At 62.1% G+C, this 18,676-nt stretch carries 16 protein-coding genes; 10 read left to right on the top strand and 6 right to left on the bottom strand.

Going from position 1 to position 18,676, the window contains the following annotated elements; all coding sequences use genetic code 11:
* Positions 1-3: 3 nt before the first annotated feature.
* Together BM079_RS14800 and BM079_RS14795 are read right to left on the bottom strand one after the other, a co-directional pair.
* Positions 4-447 (bottom strand): hypothetical protein, encoded by a 444-nt coding sequence (locus BM079_RS14800; protein WP_090135626.1) that lies wholly within the window; start codon positions 445-447, stop codon positions 4-6.
* Between the two features lie 132 nt (positions 448-579).
* Positions 580-1,743: a phosphoglycerate kinase gene (locus tag BM079_RS14795; RefSeq protein ID WP_090135624.1), complete on the bottom strand. Its 1,164-nt coding sequence runs from the start codon at positions 1,741-1,743 to the stop codon at positions 580-582.
* A 427-nt stretch (positions 1,744-2,170) separates the two neighbouring features.
* Here BM079_RS14795 and BM079_RS14790 point away from each other — a divergent pair, with 427 nt between their 5' ends.
* Positions 2,171-3,223: a class I fructose-bisphosphate aldolase gene (locus BM079_RS14790; RefSeq protein WP_090135622.1), complete on the top strand. Its 1,053-nt coding sequence runs from the start codon at positions 2,171-2,173 to the stop codon at positions 3,221-3,223.
* 146 nt (positions 3,224-3,369) lie between these two features.
* On the opposite strand, the gene tkt is transcribed toward BM079_RS14790, so the two are convergent.
* The 3 genes from tkt to BM079_RS14775 all read right to left on the bottom strand — a co-directional run bounded on the left by tkt (position 3,370) and on the right by BM079_RS14775 (position 8,120).
* Positions 3,370-5,364: a transketolase gene (gene tkt / locus BM079_RS14785; RefSeq protein ID WP_090135620.1), complete on the bottom strand. Its 1,995-nt coding sequence runs from the start codon at positions 5,362-5,364 to the stop codon at positions 3,370-3,372.
* 199 nt (positions 5,365-5,563) lie between these two features.
* A complete protein-coding gene (locus tag BM079_RS14780) occupies positions 5,564-6,331 on the bottom strand; it encodes a triose-phosphate isomerase family protein (RefSeq protein WP_090135618.1) in 768 nt (255 codons plus the stop codon).
* A gap of 73 nt (positions 6,332-6,404) precedes the next feature.
* Complete coding sequence (locus tag BM079_RS14775) at positions 6,405-8,120, bottom strand: dihydroxyacetone kinase family protein (protein WP_090135617.1); 1,716 nt, start codon at positions 8,118-8,120, stop codon at positions 6,405-6,407.
* A gap of 421 nt (positions 8,121-8,541) precedes the next feature.
* Between BM079_RS14775 and rpiB the strand changes: the two genes are divergently transcribed.
* From rpiB to BM079_RS14740, 7 genes are all read left to right on the top strand, one after another.
* Positions 8,542-9,015: a ribose 5-phosphate isomerase B gene (rpiB, locus tag BM079_RS14770; protein WP_090135614.1), complete on the top strand. Its 474-nt coding sequence runs from the start codon at positions 8,542-8,544 to the stop codon at positions 9,013-9,015.
* Between the two features lie 274 nt (positions 9,016-9,289).
* Positions 9,290-10,270, top strand: coding sequence for a sugar-binding transcriptional regulator (locus tag BM079_RS14765; protein ID WP_090135612.1), 981 nt, complete (start codon positions 9,290-9,292; stop codon positions 10,268-10,270).
* A 328-nt stretch (positions 10,271-10,598) separates the two neighbouring features.
* The gene (locus BM079_RS14760; RefSeq protein WP_090135610.1) at positions 10,599-11,672 is read left to right on the top strand and encodes a TRAP transporter substrate-binding protein; all 1,074 of its coding nucleotides are present in this window, start codon (positions 10,599-10,601) and stop codon (positions 11,670-11,672) included.
* 89 nt (positions 11,673-11,761) lie between these two features.
* Complete coding sequence (locus BM079_RS14755; RefSeq protein WP_175489723.1) at positions 11,762-12,322, top strand: TRAP transporter small permease; 561 nt, start codon at positions 11,762-11,764, stop codon at positions 12,320-12,322.
* Complete coding sequence (locus BM079_RS14750; RefSeq protein WP_090135606.1) at positions 12,319-13,578, top strand: TRAP transporter large permease; 1,260 nt, start codon at positions 12,319-12,321, stop codon at positions 13,576-13,578. The genes BM079_RS14755 and BM079_RS14750 overlap by 4 nt, the downstream gene beginning before the upstream one ends.
* Positions 13,579-13,658: 80 nt before the next feature.
* A complete protein-coding gene (locus BM079_RS14745; protein WP_090135604.1) occupies positions 13,659-14,531 on the top strand; it encodes a sugar phosphate isomerase/epimerase family protein in 873 nt (290 codons plus the stop codon).
* Positions 14,532-14,575: 44 nt separating this feature from the next.
* On the top strand, positions 14,576-15,334 hold the full coding sequence (locus tag BM079_RS14740; RefSeq protein ID WP_090135602.1) for an SDR family NAD(P)-dependent oxidoreductase: 759 nt from the start codon (positions 14,576-14,578) through the stop codon (positions 15,332-15,334).
* Positions 15,335-15,394: 60 nt separating this feature from the next.
* On the opposite strand, the gene BM079_RS14735 is transcribed toward BM079_RS14740, so the two are convergent.
* Entirely contained in the window at positions 15,395-16,060 is a 666-nt protein-coding gene (locus BM079_RS14735) for a GntR family transcriptional regulator (protein WP_090135600.1), read from the bottom strand.
* Positions 16,061-16,436: 376 nt separating this feature from the next.
* Here BM079_RS14735 and BM079_RS14730 point away from each other — a divergent pair, with 376 nt between their 5' ends.
* Together BM079_RS14730 and BM079_RS14725 are read left to right on the top strand one after the other, a co-directional pair.
* Positions 16,437-17,093 carry a DUF2291 family protein gene (locus tag BM079_RS14730; protein WP_090135598.1) on the top strand — a complete coding sequence of 219 codons (657 nt, stop codon included), beginning with the start codon at positions 16,437-16,439 and terminating at the stop codon, positions 17,091-17,093.
* A gap of 24 nt (positions 17,094-17,117) precedes the next feature.
* Positions 17,118-18,668: a sugar ABC transporter ATP-binding protein gene (locus BM079_RS14725; RefSeq protein ID WP_245743103.1), complete on the top strand. Its 1,551-nt coding sequence runs from the start codon at positions 17,118-17,120 to the stop codon at positions 18,666-18,668.
* The last annotated feature ends 8 nt before the right edge of the window (positions 18,669-18,676 follow it).

The following is an 18,676-nucleotide window of genomic DNA, read 5'->3' as shown; positions in this document are numbered from 1 at the left end:
CCGTCAGTCGGCGGCGTGATCGCTCAGCGCCTGACGGTATTGACGAATCAGGCGCTTGATCAAAAGCGAGATCAGAAAGACCAGCCAGCCAACGGTCATCAGAAGGCAGGCCAGCGTCCACTGCTGGGCGTCGGGCAGATTGCCCACAAGGCGCTCCAGCAGCCACCACAGGGGCGGGGCGAGCAGCAGCGGCGGGTAGAGGATGTGCATCCACATTTCAGTGCGACGCTTTCTGACCCGATAGCGCGCCAGCGTCAGCTTCAGCGGCTGCCACATCAGTGTGGTGAGCGTACAGACCAGCACCAGCAGGGTCGCCAGCAGAAAGACGAGACTCTGATGATGGACCAGCGACCATTGAATGCTCCAGCCATAGCCTACCCAGAGGGCGCCCTCGAGCAGAGCGGCGGAATCGGGCCAGCTGCCGGCATAAAAAAGTCGTTTGTTCATGAATGGCCTGTTGTGCACTTTGTCGCAGTGTATCGCCACTCATCCGTGACGGAAACATGATGGCAAAGCGGTGTTACAAAAGAGGGCCCCGTTCCCGGGCGGGAACAGGGCCCTTTTCATGCGTGAAGCCGATTATCTGGCGGCGTCGCGCAGGGCGCTGACGGCCGGCAGGGTCTTGCCTTCCACATATTCGAGGAAGGCGCCGCCGCCGGTGGAGATATAGGAGATCCGGTCGGTGACGCCGAACTGATCGATCGCCGCCAGGGTGTCGCCGCCACCGGCGATCGAGAAGCCGTTGCTGTCGGCGATGGCATGCGCCATGGCTTTCGTGCCGGCACTGAACTGCTCGATTTCGAATACGCCGGCCGGGCCGTTCCACAGAATGGTGCCGGCTTCACGCAGGGCGTCGGCGTAGGTCTGCGCCGTCTGGGGGCCGACATCGAGAATCATCTCGTCATCGCGCACCTCATCGACGTTGCGGGTGACCGCCTCGGCCTTGTCCGAGAACTCGGTGGCCACGACGACATCGATGGGCAGGGGCACGTTGACCTTGTTCATGAGCGCTTTGGCCTGATCGACCAGGTCGGCTTCATACAGTGACTTGCCGACGTTGTAGCCGGCGGCTGCGATGAAGGTGTTGGCGATGCCGCCGCCCACGATCAGCTGATCGCACTTTTCGGACAGGGCGTTGAGCACGTCCAGCTTGGTGGAGACCTTGGAGCCGCCGACGATGGCGACCATCGGACGCTTCGGGTTGGACAGCGCCTTTTCAAGCGCCTCCAGTTCCGAGGAGAGCAGCGGCCCGGCGCAGGCATCCGGAGCAAAGCGGGCCACGCCATGGGTCGAGGCCTGGGCGCGGTGGGCGGTGCCGAAGGCGTCCATCACGTAGACATCGCAGAGGCTGGCGTATTTTTTCGCCAGTGCCTCGTCGTCCTTTTTCTCGCCCTTGTTGAAGCGCACGTTTTCCAGCAGCACGACCTCGCCTTCCTGTACTTCGGGGTCCTGCTCCAGATAGTCGCGCTCCAGGCGAACCGTCATGCCCAGCAGTTCCCCCAGATGGTTGGCTACCGGTGCCAGCGACTCTTCATCGTTGGGCTCCCCTTCGGTGGGGCGGCCCAGATGGCTCATCAGCATGATGCGCGCATTCTGTTCAAGGGCCGTGCGAATGGTGGGCAGGCTGGCCCGGATGCGGGCATCCGAGGTGACCTTTCCATCCTTGATCGGCACGTTGAGATCCTGACGAATCAGGACACGCTGGCCGGCGAGGTTCAGCTCGGACATCTTGCGCACAGACATGTCGCTACTCCCGTTTTGGCATTAAGTGATCGGCATTGAGCGGTAACAGGCCCTGTCTGGTATCAACAGGGTTGATCGGAAAACTGTCTCCAGCATAGCAGGGACATGGAAAACGAAGACAGCCGCACCGGGCGCCATTATTGACCGGGCCGACGCCGCTGCGGGCATGAGACTTTCGTCCAGGGTGTGGCGGCGGCGCACACGCTGGTCAAGTGGGGCGGGCCGCATGCGTTCAACAATGATGGTCGGTCATGGCGGCCCTGAGCATGTGGTTGTCCGTGGCAGACATGCGACGTCGCGCCGTTCATGCGTGAATACCACTGACAAAACATGACATGAACTGCAACGTATAGTTGCTTATGCTGTTCGAGCCGCGGCACTGGCCGCTGGCAGTGCAAAATCTTTCGTAGAAAAGAGGATGAAGATAATGACAGATATCGCCAGGCTGCTGGGAGAGGAAGCGGATAGCCTGCTGAACCATACCTGTGAAGGGTTCAGGAAAGAAGACCTGCACCTGCCGGGTCCCGATTATATTGATCGCGTCATGATGGACAGCAACCGCTCGCCTCATGTCCTGCGCAACATGCAGACGATCTTCAATCACGGTCGACTCGGCGGCACGGGCTACGTCAGCATGCTGCCGGTGGATCAGGGCATCGAGCACTCTGCCGGCGCTTCCTTCGCCCCCAATCCGCAGTACTTTGATCCCAAAAACATCATCGAGCTGGCCATCGACGGCGGCTGCAACTGCGTGGCCTCCACGCTGGGCGTGCTGTCCTCGGTGGCGCGTCGCTATTCGCACCGCATCCCGATGATGGTCAAGCTCAATCACAACGAGACGCTGACCTATCCGGCCATCTACGACCAGACGCTGTTCGCGCAGGTCGAGCAGGCCCATGACATGGGCTGTGTCGCGGTCGGTGCCACCATCTACTTCGGTTCGCCGGAAAGCCGTCGCCAGATCCAGGAGATCAGCGAAGCGTTCGAACGTGCTCACGAGCTGGGTATGGTCACCGTACTGTGGTCCTACCTGCGCAATCCCGAGTTCAAGAAAAACGGCGTCGACTACCACGTCTCTTCCGACCTCTCCAGCCAGGCGGTGCATCTGGCGGCGACCATCAATGCCGATATCGTCAAGCAGAAGCTGCCGGAGAACAACGGTGGCTATCGTGCGGTCGGCTTTGGTCACACCCATGATCGCGTCTATGACGAGCTGCTCAGCGACAACCCGATCGACTGGGCCCGCTATCAGGTCGTCAACAGCTTCATGGGTCGTGCCGGTCTGATCAACTCCGGTGGTGGCTCCAAGGGTCACTCCGACATGGGTGAGGCAGTACGTACTGCCGTCATCAACAAGCGTGCCGGCGGCATGGGCCTGATCTCGGGGCGCAAGGCGTTCCAGAAGAGCCGTGAAGAGGGTGTGGCGCTGCTGAATGCGATCCAGGACGTCTACCTGAACAAGGACATCACCATCGCCTGATGGCGCTGTCCTGACGCGTTGCAATACGCAAAAGGGCCCGGCAATCAATTGCCGGGCCCTTTCTTTTGTCTTCGTCATGCGATCCCGGGTGCTGATGCATCACGAAGAATACCGGGCGACACGGGTCACCCGGATGCGGCGAGGCGTTACGCCTTGAGCATTGCTTCGGCGCGCTCGACGACCTTGTCGACGGTAAAGCCGAAGTGCTTGAACAGGTCGCCGCCCTTGCCGGACTCACCGTAGGTGGTCATGCCGAAGACGTCGCCGTCGAGGCCGACATACTTGTACCAGCTCGACGGGATCGCCGCTTCGATCGCCAGACGGTTGCGCACCGACGGCGGCAGCACGGAATCACGGTAGCCCTGATCCTGCTCGTCGAATTTGGTGGTGCAGGGCATGGAGACCACGCGCACCTTCTGACCCTTGCCTTCGATCTCTTTAGCGGCATCCATCGCCAGGCCCACTTCGGAGCCAGTGGCGATCAGGATCAGCTCGGGCTGGCCTTCGCAGTCACGCAGGATGTAGCCGCCGCGGCGGATGTTTTTTACCTGCTCGTGATCGCGCGACTGGGCCGGCAGGTCCTGACGCGAAAAAATCAGCGCGGTCGGGCCGGTTTCGCGCTCGAGACCTTCGACCCAGGAGGCCGCGGTTTCGGTCGCGTCACAGGGGCGCCACGTGGCCAGACCCGGCAGGTTGCGCAGATCGGCGAGCTGCTCGATCGGCTGGTGGGTCGGACCGTCTTCGCCCAGACCGATGGAGTCGTGGGTAAAGACGTGGATGATGCGCGTGTGCGACAGGGCCGACATGCGCACGGCGTTGTGCATGTACTCCATGAACACCAGGAAGGTGGCGTCATAGGGAATGAAACCGCCGTGAGTGGCGATGCCGTTGGCGATCGCGCCCATGCCGAATTCCCGCACGCCGTAGTGCAGGTAGCTGCCGTCGAAGTTCTCCTTGCTGACGGCCTTCGCGCCCTTCCACAGGGTCAGGTTGGACGGCGCCAGGTCGGCACTGCCGCCAAAGAGTTCCGGCAGCTCGGGGGCCAGCTCGTTGAGCACGCCAAGCGAGGCCTTGCGCGAAGCGGTGGTGTCCATCTTCTCCTGCGCGCGCTGGATCAGCGCTTCGCCATCGAAGTTTTCCGGCAGCTTGCCGCTGTAGCGACGCTTGAGCTCCTTCGCCAGCTCCGGATGCGCCTTTTCATAGGCGGCCAGCTTCTGCTCGTACTCGTCTTCGAGCTGCTGGCCCTTGTCGCGGGCATTCCACGCCTTGTAGATGTCGTCGGGAATCTCGAACGCGCCGTGCTCCCAGCCCAGCTGCTTGCGCGCGGCTTCGACTTCCTCTTCACCCAACGCGGCACCATGACTCTCTTCCTTGCCGGCCTTGTTGGGTGAACCAAAGCCGATCACGGTCTTGCAGATGATCAGGGTCGGCTTGTCGGTGACTTCCTTCGCCTCATGAATGGCGGCGTTGATCTGTTCGGCGTCGTGGCCGTCCACGTCGCGAATCACGTTCCAGTGATAGGCCTCGAAACGCTGGGCGGTGTCATCGGAGAACCAGCCTTCGACTTCGCCATCGATGGAGATGCCGTTGTCATCGTAAAAGACCACCAGGTTGCCCAGACCCAGATGGCCGGCCAGCGAGCATGCTTCGTGGCTGACGCCTTCCATCATGCAGCCGTCACCGGCAAATACCCAGGTGCGGTGGTTGATGATCTCATGGCCATCGCGGTTGAACTGGGCTGCCAGCGTACGCTCGGCAACGGCCATGCCCACGGCGTTGGCCAGACCCTGACCCAGCGGGCCGGTGGTGGTCTCGATGCCCGGCGTGTAGCCGTGCTCCGGGTGGCCCGGCGTTTTGGAGCCGATCTGGCGGAAGTTCTTGAGCTCTTCCATCGGCAGGTCATAGCCGGTCAGATGCAGCAGCGAGTAGTGCAGCATCGAGCCGTGGCCGTTGGAGAGAATGAAGCGGTCGCGTTCTGCCCAGTCGGGGTTGGCCGGGTTGTGTCTGAGGTGATCATTCCAGAGCACTTCCGCGATATCGGCCATGCCCATCGGCATGCCCGGATGGCCGGAGTTGGCCTTCTGCACGGCATCCATCGAAAGCGCACGGACGGCATTGGCGAGGTGACGACGCGAGGTCATAGCTGGGTAAACTCCTGCCTGCTGGTGGTAGTAACAAGGGGCCCTGACATCATCAGGCAAATCGATGCGCCATGATGCCGGGCCCGCATTGATTCCGTATGTATTTATCCGACAAGAGTAGCTGCATGAGCCGATGATGTCGCCCCCCTGACGTCAGGAAAGATGGTCTGAAACGGCGGTTTCAGACCACCGGTGGCGGTCAGCGAGATGCTGTCTGAAGGGTCATGACTTCATCGAGAATCTTCTCGAAGGCACGTGCGTCATGGACAAAGCGGCCCAGAAACATGCCCTGAACGCTGCCTTCAAGGCGTGATAAAAGCCCCGGCCCGGCGCTGCCACCGTAGATGACGCGACCGCCGCCGTGACCGTCCAGATACGCCTGAAGCTTCAGGCACACCGCACTGATATGCTCGTTTGAGGCTGGCTGGCTGGCACCGATCGCCCAGTGCGGCTCGTAAGCCACGATCAGGTCGGCTTCTCTGGGGCTGGAGACGTCTGTCAGCGCGCTTTGTACCTGGCGAATGCACTCTTTGGCTGCGACCTCCGGATCGCCTTCCTCGGTCTCGCCGATACACAGCACGGGGGCCAGGCCGCTGTCCATGGCCCGGGCCGTCTTGGCGGCCACCAGTGCCTCATCCTCATGGAAGTGACGTCGCCGCTCGGCGTGGCCGACTTCGACGCAGCGACAGCCCATTTCGGCGAGCATGTCGGCGCTGACTTCACCGGTCCAGGCGCCGGGCGGCTGGTCGGAAAGGTTCTGCGCGCCAATGCGGATATCGGTGCCGCGCACGATTTCCAGCACCGGCGCCAGGCTCGGAAAGGAGGGCATGATGAACAGCGCCGCATGTCCCTGCGTCACGGCGGGATGCTGACGAGCGATCTCCGTGACCCGGCGACACCAGTCAAGCGTTTGCTGATAGCCAAAGTACATCTTGAGGCTGGTGCCGATAAGCAGGGGGGCGGCCATGTCGTTCTCCTGTGGTCAGGGGGCTGTCATCAGAGCGTGCTGTCATTAGAGTGCACTATAAGCAGAGCGTGAATTACAGCACATCCACCACGGCGCGGATGATCATGGACAGCGATACCGCTCCGGCATCCGGGGTACCCTTGCTCTTTTCCGCCAGCGGGCGGGCGCGACCGATTTTCGGCACCAGACCGGCGGTATCCTTCGCGGCCTGCTCGGCGCGTTCGGCACCGGCCTGCCAGGCCGTTTTCAGATCATCGCCGGCCTCGACGCGCTCGCTCAGCACCTCGCTGAAGGGGACCAGCACGTCGATCAGCGTCTTGTCGCCGACCTGCGCCTTGCCAAAGTGCATGATGTTGTCGCGGGCATCGCTCACCCCCTGGGCGATACGCGCGGCATCGGGCTTTTTCTCGTCGCCGATCGCCATGGCCAGTGAATGCAGTGCTGCGCCCCAGATGGCGCCCGAAGTACCGCCGGCCCGGTCGGCCCAGGCATCGCCTGCCATGCGCAGCAGCGTGCCGGCACCGGCACCGCGCTCCTTCACTTCGCGGCCCTTCTCGACGGCGGCCTTGCCGCCGCGGGCCATGCCGATGCCGTGATCGCCGTCACCGGCGACGGCGTCGATGCGTCCGAACTCTTCCTCGTTTTCCTCGATGACCCTGTAGGTGGCCTCGAGCGCCGCCAGCACCTTGTCGGCGGTTTCCTTCGATTCGTCCGTGGCGTCGGGAATGGCATCCGGGTCGGGGATGTCGAGTTCGGCATCGCCGAGCTGCTCGGCGCTGACGACGCTGCCCTTGCTGTAGGCGGGTGTATCGCAGGGTGCGGCCCAGAACTTCTCGAGCTCGTCATCGAGCCAGAACAGCGTCAGTGACGCGCCGGCCATGTCGAGGCTGGTGACCAGCTCGCCGACCTCGGGCTCGACAATCTCGATGCCGGCCTCTTGCAACAGCTGATGGACGCGGCGATAGACCACGAACAGCTCTTCATACTTGACCGTACCCAGGCCGTTAAGCAGCACCGAGGCGCGGGCGCCTTTTGCGCTGCTGACGCCTTCGGGGAGCTCCTCGAGCAGCCGCTTGACCAGCAGCTCGGCCAGCTCGTCGGCGGTCGGAATGTCCTGCTCACTGATGCCGGGCTCGCCGTGGATACCAAGGCCCACGGCCATTTTGCCTTCCGGCACGTGGAACAGGGCATCATCGGCGCCGGGGAGGGTGCAGCCGTCAAAGGCCACGCCGAAGGAGCGAGTGCGCAGGTTGGCCGCTTCGGCGGCGCGCACGACCTCTTCAAGCGAATAGCCGGCCTCGGCGGCGGCCGAGGCGATCTTGAATACGGTCAGGTCGCCCGCGATGCCGCGCCGCTTTTGAATCTCGTCAAGGCTGGCGCTGGAGACGTCATCGATGACCTTGACCATTTCGCACGGAATGCCTTCGCTGATCAAACGGTCACGGGCCTGCCCGAAATGGAGGACGTCGCCGGCATAGTTGCCATAGCTCAGCAGAACGCCCGCGCCGTTATTGGCGGCGCGAGCGACCGAATAGATCTGCTGGGCCGACGGCGAGGCAAACAGGTTGCCCATGGCCGCCCCGTGCGCCAGACCCTGACCGACCAGCCCGGCAAAGGCGGGGTAGTGGCCCGAACCGCCGCCGATGACCACTGCGACGGTGTTCGGCTCACTTTTCGTGCTGCGGATAACGCCGCCGGGCACCTGGCGTACCCGATGAGAATGCGCGGCCACGAAGCCTTCGGTGGCTTCGTCGACAAAGGCGACGGGGTCGTTGAAAAGGCGTGTCATGGGGCGTACTCCTGATAAGGCAACAATGATCAGGCATCGCGTTCGGCCTGTGTTCATGCGCTCTGGCACGATGACCGTTCGATGCCCCTCCCCCCTCGCGTGCGCGTCGCACCCGAACAGGCAACCGGCAAAATGATAATATGATCCTGACATGTGCATTTGTTAGGACGTTCAGGCCATATTAGCGCCGTGCTGCGCCGGTTCGCATGAGACTTTGGTTTTATTATCGCCTTTTGTAGGGTGGCTGTCCGCGTATTTATGCATCAATGGGTGATATTGTCGCCATCATGGGTGCGTTTACACGATCATCCGGCACGATCAGCAGTATTTTTCATATGAATGCGCTTTGTTCATATGATCGGCAAGGCGTACGCTATGGCGTGTTCACGTACAAGGGTGTCGGTTCACCCGGGGAGAAATCATGACAGCAGAGACCAGAAAGCTTCGGGTTGCACTGGGGTGTGACGAAGCGGCGTATGACATGAAGCAGGCCATGGTGGAGCATGTTCGCTCGCTGGGCCATGAAGTAGAGGACTTCGGGACGCACAACGCCGAGCCCGTCCTCTATCCGGACATTGCCTTCGCCGCCGCACATGCGGTCAGGGATGGCAAGGTGGATCGCGCCATCCTGATCTGCGGTACCGGTATCGGCGTTGCCATCTCGGCCAACAAGGTGCCGGGCATTCGGGCCGCTCAGGCGCACGATACCTATTCCGCCGAGCGAGCGCGCAAGAGCAACGATGCCCAGGTACTGACCATGGGCGCGCGCGTCATCGGGGTCGAGCTCGCCAAGAAGATTGCCGAGTCCTTTCTTGAAAGCGAGTTCAGCGGCGGCGGCTCGCAGGCCAAGGTGGATCGCATCAAGGCCTATGAGCAGGAAAACGGCAAGGCATGATCACATCGGCTGACGCGGGGCGCCTGCGCTGAAATGAGGGGGCAGTACGGCGAATCGGCGTACTGCCCCCTTTTGATTGAGCCAGGATGCTGGCTGAATCATGGTATTGGCTGAGCCAGAGTGTTGACGGAGCCAGGGTGCTGGTTGCATCGCCGTGTCGCTTGAGCTGTTGTATTGATGGGATCGTTGAATTGAGCGAACCGCTGTGACACGGGCGGTGCGGACAGGTATTGTCCCGCTTCCCTGTTATTAGAGTGTCTGATCCGGAGCCCCCATGAACGAGCGTGCCGACCCCGATATCGCGCTGATGACCGAGATTGCCAGCCTGTATTACATGCAGGGTGAGACCCAGGAAGCGATCGCCGGACGCATGGGCATGTCACGCATCAAGGTCGGGCGCCTGCTCAAGCGTGCCCAGTCCGAAGGCATCGTGGACGTTCGGGTGCGCCATCATCCGTCAGTGGCCGCCGAGATCGAGCAGGCGCTGATTCGCCGATTTGGTATCCGACGGGCACTGATCGCGCTCGATTGCGCCGATGCCGAACAGCAGCGCCACGAGGTGTCGAGTCTGGTGGCCGATCATCTCTCGCGCACACTGGAGGACGGCACCATGGTGGCCGTCGGCATGGGGCGTAACGTGGGCACCGTGGCCGACAATGTCTTCACCCAGCGCACCCGCAAGTGTTCGTTCATCTGCGCCATCGGCGGCTCGTTGCGCGCCGGAGAGTACATGAACCCGGATCACATCTGTCGGCGACTGGCGGCGAAGTTCGGCGGCGAGAGTGAAACCCTCTACGCGCCGGCCATGGTGGCCAGCGCCGAGCTGCGTGATGCCATGCTGGAAAACCCTACCGTGCGACAGACGCTGGATCGCGCCCGGCGCGCCGACATCGCCATGATTGGCGTGGGCGATCTGTCAGAAGACAGCAATATGGTGCGCATGGGCTGGTTTTCACCGCAGGAGATCGCCGAGGCGCGTCTGTCCGGTACGGTCGGTGACATGATGGGCTATGACTTCATCGACCTGAACGGGCGCACCTCCACCACGCCCATGCAGGGGCGTGTGATCGGGCTGACCATTCCCGATCTGGCCCGCATCCCCGAAGTCATCGCGATTGCCAGCGAAAGCACCAAGGCCGCCGGCATCCTCGGTGCGCTGCGCACCGGCGTCATTGACGTGCTTGCCACCAGCGCCACCAACGCACACACCCTCCTGCATCTGGATGAGGCTACCCGCGGCCAAAACGAGGGGTAATCCTTCGTTCGGACTCTGTGGATACTCTCTTTCTGCGGCGGTCGGCCTGATGGCCGACAGCTGCTCGACTCTGCCTTCCTGTCTTCTCTTCCCCGGGCCAATGACGCCTGAAGCCGGACTACATGCCTGGCGCCTTTAGTCGTATCAGGCCCGAATTCGTTTTAAAAATCCGGTTATTTCAATCGGTTGTCGCGTACTTCGAAAGTCTCACAGCTGCCATTGTTGACTGTTAACAATGAATCCGAATACTGCAGGGACAGAGCCGGCCGTGGCTTTCGATGATTCAGGGCGCTGCGGCCCGATCCTTTCAATCGTCAGGAGAGAGACCATGAAAGATTTCGTTGCACCGCAGGTTCCGGCAGTACGACAGAGCGGAAAGCGCGCTTTCAGGACGGCGCTGGCGCTGAGTGTGGGGCTGGCGGCTGCGGCCATGGTTGGTGCTGTACAGGCGCAGACGCTGGTGCTGGGGCATGGCGCGGCCCCGGGGAATCCTCGTTCGCTGGCTGCCGATCGCATGGCTGAACTGGCGTCAAAGTACAGCGATGGTGATCTGGAGCTGCGCATTCAGGGTGCCGAGCAGCTCGGTTCGGATGTGCAGATGCTGCAGCAGACCCAGAGCGGGGCGATCGGGTTGACGGCCAACAGCCAGGGATCACTGGCCTCCATCGTCCCTAGGGCCAACGTCTTTGGTCTGCCATTTCTGTTTGATTCCCCCCAGGCCGCCTGGCAGGTCGCGGACGGACCGATCGGCGAGGAAGTGGCCGAGCAGGCCGAACAGCGCGGCCTGAAGGTGCTCGCATGGTGGGATAACGGTCTGCGCCAGTTCACCAACAACGTGCGACCGATCGAGTCACCGCAGGATCTCGAGGGGCTCAAGATGCGCACCTCTCAGGATGCGGTGACCATCGACACCCTGCGCACCCTGGGCGCCAACCCGACCCCGATGGCCTTCGGCGAGCTCTATGTCGCGCTCAAGCAGGGCACGGTGGATGGTCAGGAAAATCCGGTGGTCAACATCATGTCCTCACACCTTGAAGAGGTGCAGAAGTATCTGTCGCTGTCCGACTACCGCTACGAAACCACGCCGGTCGTGATCGGCATGCCGACCTGGCAGCGTCTCTCCGAGAAGGATCAGAAGGCGCTGGCGCGTGCCGCGCATGAAGCCGGTGATTTTCAGCGTCAGACGCTGATCGATCAGACCGACGAGCTACTCGAAAAGCTGCGCGGCAACGGCGCCATGGAGATCAATACCGTGGATACCGCGGCCTTCCGCGAGGCCACGAAACCGGTCTACGACATCTGGCAGGACAAGCTCGGCGATATCGTCGAGCGTACCCGCAAGGCGGCTGAAAAAGCCAACCAGGGCCATGAGTCCACCACCGGCGGGTCGTCCGCATCATGATGACAGGTTCGAGCCCGGTGAATGCCGGGCTCGGTCGAGAGACATGCCACGCAGGTGTAACGCCAGAGCTTGATGCGATGGAGATGACAATGAGTCAGGGGCATGACGCAATGAAGGCAGACAATTCCACCTCGACACCCCCCTTGCTGCGGTGGCTGAACCGTGGCCGTGAGCTGTTTTACGTTATCGGCAGCACGGTTGTGGTCATCACCACGGCGGTGATCGGCGTGACGCTCATGGCTGGTGTCATCGTGCGCTATTTCCTGGCCGGCTCGCTGGCCTGGGGCAACGAGCTGCCGGTGATTCTGTTTCCATGGCTGATCATGGGCGGCGTGGTCATGGCGGCGGCGCGCCATCAGCACCTGGGTGTGGATTTCTTCGCACGCAAGCTGTCACCGAAGGGGGCCCGGGCGCTGATGGTCGTGGTGCAGCTCATGGTGGCGGCCCTGATGCTGCTGCTGGTTCAACAGTCGTTTGTCCTTTTGCAGTTCATGCAGTACCAGACGACGCCGGTGCTGGGCTGGTCCGCGACATGGGCCTTTTATAGCCTGCCGCTGGGAGCCGTCGGGGTACTGCTGCTGGCCATTATCGATCTGATCGGGCTGGCCAGCGGCGCCGAGCCCCCCCTTCAGGAGGCGCTCATCCCATGATCGTCATTGCGCTACCGCTGTTTCTGCTGCTGCTGGTCATGGCGCTGCCGATCGGCTATGCGCTGCTGGGCGCCAGCAGTATCGGCATCGCCCTGAGCGGCAGCTACCCGCTGTCGATTGTCGCGCAGCGCTTTTTCGATGCCACGCAGAGCTCGCTGCTGCTGGCCATTCCGTTTTTCATTCTGGCCGGCGAACTGCTGATTGCCGGCACCCTGGGCCAGCGCATCATTCACTTTGCCGGCATTCTGGTCGGCCGGGTGCGCGGGGCGCTGGGTCAGGTCAGCGTGGTGACTTCGATGCTGTTTGCCGGCGTCTCCGGCTCGGCGGTGGCGGATGCCTCGGCGCTGGGATCGGTACTGATTCCGTGGCAAAAGCGGGAAGGTTATCCGGCCCCCTTTGCAGCGGCGGTCAATTCGGCCAGCTCGGTGATCGGCGTCATCATCCCGCCTTCGATCCCGCTGATCATTTATTCGAGCGTGTCGCAGGTGTCGGTCGGCGCGCTCTTTCTGGCCGGCATCGTGCCGGGCTTCATCTTCGGTGCGGCGAGTCTGGTGGCGGTTTACCTGATCGCCCGGCGCGGCAACTTCCCGCGCAGCGATCAGCCCTTTGCCTTCGGTCCGGTCGTGCGAGGTTTTATCGCTTCGCTGCCGGCACTTTTGATGCCGGTGATCATACTGGGCGCCCTGATCGGCGGGATCGCCACGCCCACCGAAATCAGTGTGGTGGCGGTGTTTTATGCGTTGATCGTGCGGCTGTGCTATCGCGACCTGACGCCGCGCGGGCTGCTCGGTTCGGTGCTGAGTGCCGGTCAGGCCACCGGTGCGGTACTGCTTTTGATCATGGCCTCCTCGGTACTGGGCTGGATCATGACCGTGGATCAGCTGCCCTCGCGGCTGGTGGACTTCATCAATGCGCTGGGTCTGGCCGATGTGCTGGTGGTGCTGTTCATGAATCTGCTGATGCTGGTGGTCGGGGCCGTGATCGATATGACGCCCGCCATTCTGCTGCTGGCACCGATCATGATTCCGCTGGCCGAGTCGATCGACATGAGCCTGATCCAGCTGGGCATCATGATGGTGCTGAATCTGGCGATCGGTCTGTTTACGCCGCCGGTGGGAACGACGCTGTTCATTTCGTCCTCCATTGCAGGCGTTCGGATCGAGCAGACTGCTCGGGCACTGGTGCCGTTTTACATCTTTGCGCTGCTGGTGTTGATGCTGGTGAGCTACGTCCCGGCACTGTTCCCGGCCGGTTAGAACAGAACGCGGTGCTCTGACCGGGGGCCGCGTCAAAATTTGTCCGTTTTTTATTGTTAACAGTCAACAAGGAGGTTTCGATGAGCGTTGGACTGCCTGATGCCGATCGGATGCGTGCTGTGGGCATGTCGGTCAGTACTGCGGCGTGGGACGGCTACGACTGGCCCGAAGTCTTTGCCTCGATGGCGCGGCTCAATATTGCCGATGTCGAGCTGGCCTTTATCAAGGGCTACGTCAATGAGTTTACCGATGCCGATCTCAACGCCGAACTGGCGCAGACGCTGCGCGCGCTGATGGCCCAACACGGGCAGCGCTGCGCGGTGCTGTCGGCCCATATCGATCTCGGCGAGCCGGGCGCTGCAGAGAGCATGGCGGTGCGCATCCGTTTTGCCGCCGCGCTGGGGGCGCGCTACCTGATCTCCAACGCGGCAAGCCTTGCCGGGCGCGAGTATTTCGAGCAGGGGCTTGATCACATGATGGCAGCGGCGCGCGAGGCCGGCGTCAGGCTGCTGTTTGAAAATCCGGGCGATGGCAGTGACAACCTGATCAATCAGGCCAGCGAGCTGCCGACGCTGCTGGCACGTCTGGATGCCTCTGCCACCGGTATCAATTATGACCCCGGCAACCTGATCTCCCATCGCCCGGCGCTGTCGCCGGTCGATGATGCGCTCGAAGCGATCCCGCTGAGCGCTCACCTGCACCTCAAGGCAGTGCATCGTGACGCCGAGGGGTATCGCTTCGGTGCGCTGGGCACCGGCGATATCGACTACGCGCCCATTGTCGAGGCGCTGGCGATGCGTGAGCTGCCCTTCAGTCTCGAGCTGCCCTTCCGGCTGCGGCGTGATGCCCATGCCCAGCCCGACAAACGCCCTGAACCGCTGCCGCTCGAGGAGATCGAGCAGGGCGTGGCGGCGTCCCTGCGCTGGATGGTGCAGCACCATCCGGGCCTGTAATTCACAGCGGTAATCGACTGTTTCACCCACTTCTGGAGCACATCATGAAAGGACTGTTGGAAGACAAGGTATGCATCATCACCGGCGGCGCCGGTCCTCGCGGTATCGGCAAGGCGGCAGCACGGCTTTTTCATGAGCACGGTGCCATCGTGGTGATCGCTGATCTTGATCTGGACAAGAGCCGCGAGGCGGCAGCGGATGTCAGCGGTGAGCGCACTCTGGGCGTGGCCTGTGACGTCACCGACAAGGCCTCCTGCGAGGCGGCCGCAAAGGCCGTTGCCGATCAGTACGGGCGTATCGATGTGCTGATCAACAATGCCGGGATTACCCAGCCGCTGAAAACCATGGAGATTACGCCGGAGAATTACGAGCAGGTCACTGATGTCAGCCTGCGCGGCATGCTCTACATGTCTCAGGCGGTGCTGCCGTACATGGTCGAGCAGAAGGGCGGTGCGATCGTGAATACCTCGTCGGTATCGGCGCAGCGTGGCGGGGGTATCTTTGGCGGACCGCACTACAGTGCCGCCAAGGCGGGAATGCTGGGCCTTTCCAAGGCGATGGCGCGTGAATTCGGCGTGCACAATATTCGCGTCAACTCGGTCACGCCGGGGTTGATCCAGACCGATATCACCGGTGGCAAGCTGACCGATGAGATGAAAACGCAGATCCTGACCGGGATTCCGCTCAATCGCCTGGGCGATGCCGATGATGTGGCACGGGGCTTTGTGTTTCTGGCCTCCGAGCTCTCCTCCTACACCACCGGGGCGGCGCTGGACATCAACGGCGGCATGCACATGTACTGACACGTCCGGGGCCCTGTCGATGACAGGGTGCCCTGCGATGAGGCGCAGTGCGCCGGTTGATCAACCGGCGCACTGTGCTTCCATGGCGCGCATCAGGCGCTGAGCCGCCTCATCCATGTGTTCAACGAGCACCCGTTCAATATGCGCCGGGTCGCGTTGGGCAATCACATCCAGCAGATTATCGTGACGATCCGCCGACATGTTGTGCAGGGCGCGCTCGAGACCGGCATGCATGATCGTGATTCGAATCGGTCCTTCCAAGGCCAGCCAGCTCGACAGCAACACCGGATTGCCACTGAGCTCGCAAAGCGTGCGGTGAAAGGTCAGGTCGGCCTCGATCTGCTCGCCAAGATCACCCTGTACCTCATGCAGCCTTTGCAGACATTCGCGCAGAGTCTCCATGCGCGCTGTAAAGTCGTCATGAAGACAGAGGCTGCGTGCCGCCAGTACTTCAAGGGCCGCGCGGACCTGATAGAGATGACCGATTTCCCCTTCATTGATCTCTCTGACCCGCAGCTGGCCGCGTGGTCCGGCGACCAGCAGCCCTTCCTGTTCCAGCCGTCGCATCGCTTCGCGCAGCGTGCCACGGCTGACGCCAAAGGCCGCCGAGAGATCGGTTTCCACCAGGTGATGGCCGGCCGGCAGCTGCCCGGAGGTAATGGCAGAGCGCAGACCATCCAGACACTGATCGCGAAGGGTGGTGCGCTGAAGGCTTTTGATGCTCATGAACGGTTCCTGTAGAGACGGCAATGCAGCGATCAGGATACCTTTTTTGACCATTGTAGACTGTCAACAAATGGCTTTTGATGCTGCACCGATGTTCCTGATCTGTAGAAATGTTCGCATTATCAGCAGTTTTTATAGCGGAGAACTTTAGTCGCATGCGCTTCAGAGTGCGCTATTTATTGCTTTTGATTTCAGTGTGTTAAAAACGTTAAGCACAAAGTCTTAGCGTCTGAAGCCGGTCCGGGGATTGCAGGTAGAACGCGCCGCAGCGTTAATACATTTGAACGAAGGCAGGTCAAATGATGCGGTCAGGCATCCATGGCGCCATGCGCCGACCCTGATCGGCACCTGCCCCTGCAGCGGAGACCGGTTTGATATGACAACAAATACCAGCACCCATGCCCGCCCTCGTCCCCGCAGGAAAAAGGGGCGCGCCATCACGGCCGTTGTGGTGATCATCGTGGCCGCCACGATGGTCTGGGATACACATGTGGTCGAGCAGGGCGCCCAGTCGGATGCGCAAAGCGGTCAGTTCTCGGCCGAGCGCTATGGCCAGGAGCAGTTCCCGAACATTCGTGAAAGCGTTGAATCGCGCGCCGTCGAGGCACCGGCGCTGGCGCAGGCGCTGAATGATGATGCCAGCGCCGCCGGACAGCGCTACGGCGTGGCCAGCAGCATCGGTCCGATCTTTCCGGTGCATGTCACCGGCACGGTCGGGGAGGGCAAATCCGGTATCTATACCATCAGCGTTCCCGACATGCCGGAAGGCACCACGGTGCGCGTTCAGACCGGGCCGGCCATCAACGGCACCACCCTGCGCGATGCGACCGGCGAGATCAGTTTCGGTCAGTTCACCAACCAGATCGAATACCAGAATGCCGGGGCGTCGATCAACAACGCCATGAAGGCTGAGGTGCTCGAGGGCGTGGATACGGCGAATCTGAGCGGTAAAACGGTGGAGGTCACCGGCGTCTTTCAGATGATCAATCCCAAAAACTGGCTGATCACACCGGTAGCGCTGGATGTGCAGTAAGCCGGGCGATTACGGGAGCGTTTCATGAACAGTGAAGAGAGCGTCATGGACAGGCCGGCATCGCCATCACGCGAGACAGGCGAGGTCGTGCTGTCGGCGCGCAACGTGGCCAAGTCCTTTGGCAGCGTGCACGCGCTCAAAAGCGTCAATTTCGATATCCGCCGTGGGCAGGTCACCACCCTTTTCGGCGAAAACGGCGCGGGCAAGTCAACGCTGATGAAGATTCTCTCCGGCGTGATACAGCCCAGTGCCGGCGAGATCGTGCTCGATGGTCGTCCGGTCAGCTTCGATTCCACCGTGGATGCCCAGCGCCACGGCATCTCGATCATTCACCAGGAGCTGAGCCTCGCGCCCAACATGACCGTGCGCGACAACATCTTCATGGGGCGCGAGCTGGGCGGACCGGGGGGCGTGAATTACGCCGAAGAGGCGCGCGAGACCGAGCGGCTGATGGCCGAACTCGACGAGCCTATCGATCCGCTGACGCTGGTGGAGGACCTGCGTCTGGGACAGCAGCAGATCGTCGAGATCGCCCGCGCCCTGTCGGTCGACTCGCGCATTCTGATCATGGATGAGCCGACCTCGGCGCTGTCGGCCTCTGAGGTCGAGGTGCTGTTCCGGGTGATCGCCGATCTGAAAGGCCGTGGCGTGTCGATCGTCTATATCTCGCACCATCTGGAGGAGGCGCTGACCATTACCGACCACGCCGTGGTGCTGCGTGATGGTGCCATGACCGCTCGGGCCGAGCGGAGCGAGATCGATCTGGAGTGGATCGTGCGCCATATGGTGGGCGACAACTTTGATCTGGGCTCGCCGCCGACCGGCCATACCATGGGAGAGGTGGCACTGTCGCTCGACAATATCAGCGTGGCCGATGTTGCCGTACCGGAGCGCTCGGTGGTGGATCGGCTGTCGCTGTCGGTCCGTGCCGGAGAGATCGTGTGTATCTATGGGCTGATGGGCGCTGGACGCACGGAGCTTCTGGAGTGTGCGGCGGGGCGCGTCACGGCCAGTGACGGGCACGTCATGCTGGAGGGCGAGGACATTTCCCGGCTGAGCATCGCCGAGCGTATCGAGCGCGGGCTGGTGCTGGTGCCGGAAGACCGTCAGCGCGATGGCCTGGTGCAGACCATGACGGTAGGGGAAAACCTGTCGCTGGCCAGCATCAAGGCCTTTACCCGCGGGCTGTTGACGTCAGGTCGACGCGAGCAGGGCGTCGTCGATGACTCGATTCGCAACGTGCACATCAAGACCGACGGTGGCGGCGCCGGGATCGGCTCCCTGTCCGGCGGCAACCAGCAGAAAGTGGTCATCGGCAAGATGCTGGCCACGCACCCGCGAGTGGTGCTGCTCGATGAACCCAGTCGCGGCATCGATATCGGCGCCAAGGCCGAGGTGTTCCGGCTGCTGGCCGAGGGCGCCTCGAAAGGGCTGGCGGTGATCTATTCGACCTCGGAAGTAGGGGAGTGCCTGAGCGTGGCGCATCGCATCGTGGTCATGAGCCGCGGGCGCATCAGCGCGGAATTCGGGGCCGATGTGACCCGGGAAGAGATCATGGCAGCCTCCGGAGAATAATCCGCTGA

This window comes from Kushneria avicenniae, assembly GCF_900112585.1.
Classification (GTDB): Bacteria; Pseudomonadota; Gammaproteobacteria; order Pseudomonadales; family Halomonadaceae; genus Kushneria; species Kushneria avicenniae.
The sequence above is the reverse complement of the archived record's forward strand: the minus strand, read 5'-3'. Positions and strand labels throughout refer to the sequence as shown.

Excerpts from the sequence above, each read along its gene's own strand:
- BM079_RS14800 (WP_090135626.1), bottom strand. The coding sequence starts at position 447 with ATGAACAAACGACTTTTTTATGCCGGCAGCTGGCCCGATTCCGCCGCT.
- BM079_RS14795 (WP_090135624.1), bottom strand. The coding sequence starts at position 1,743 with ATGTCTGTGCGCAAGATGTCCGAGCTGAACCTCGCCGGCCAGCGTGTC.
- BM079_RS14790 (WP_090135622.1), top strand. The coding sequence starts at position 2,171 with ATGACAGATATCGCCAGGCTGCTGGGAGAGGAAGCGGATAGCCTGCTG.
- tkt (WP_090135620.1), bottom strand. The coding sequence starts at position 5,364 with ATGACCTCGCGTCGTCACCTCGCCAATGCCGTCCGTGCGCTTTCGATG.
- BM079_RS14780 (WP_090135618.1), bottom strand. The coding sequence starts at position 6,331 with ATGGCCGCCCCCCTGCTTATCGGCACCAGCCTCAAGATGTACTTTGGC.
- BM079_RS14775 (WP_090135617.1), bottom strand. The coding sequence starts at position 8,120 with ATGACACGCCTTTTCAACGACCCCGTCGCCTTTGTCGACGAAGCCACC.
- rpiB (WP_090135614.1), top strand. The coding sequence starts at position 8,542 with ATGACAGCAGAGACCAGAAAGCTTCGGGTTGCACTGGGGTGTGACGAA.
- BM079_RS14765 (WP_090135612.1), top strand. The coding sequence starts at position 9,290 with ATGAACGAGCGTGCCGACCCCGATATCGCGCTGATGACCGAGATTGCC.
- BM079_RS14760 (WP_090135610.1), top strand. The coding sequence starts at position 10,599 with ATGAAAGATTTCGTTGCACCGCAGGTTCCGGCAGTACGACAGAGCGGA.
- BM079_RS14755 (WP_175489723.1), top strand. The coding sequence starts at position 11,762 with ATGAGTCAGGGGCATGACGCAATGAAGGCAGACAATTCCACCTCGACA.
- BM079_RS14750 (WP_090135606.1), top strand. The coding sequence starts at position 12,319 with ATGATCGTCATTGCGCTACCGCTGTTTCTGCTGCTGCTGGTCATGGCG.
- BM079_RS14745 (WP_090135604.1), top strand. The coding sequence starts at position 13,659 with ATGAGCGTTGGACTGCCTGATGCCGATCGGATGCGTGCTGTGGGCATG.
- BM079_RS14740 (WP_090135602.1), top strand. The coding sequence starts at position 14,576 with ATGAAAGGACTGTTGGAAGACAAGGTATGCATCATCACCGGCGGCGCC.
- BM079_RS14735 (WP_090135600.1), bottom strand. The coding sequence starts at position 16,060 with ATGAGCATCAAAAGCCTTCAGCGCACCACCCTTCGCGATCAGTGTCTG.
- BM079_RS14730 (WP_090135598.1), top strand. The coding sequence starts at position 16,437 with ATGACAACAAATACCAGCACCCATGCCCGCCCTCGTCCCCGCAGGAAA.
- BM079_RS14725 (WP_245743103.1), top strand. The coding sequence starts at position 17,118 with ATGAACAGTGAAGAGAGCGTCATGGACAGGCCGGCATCGCCATCACGC.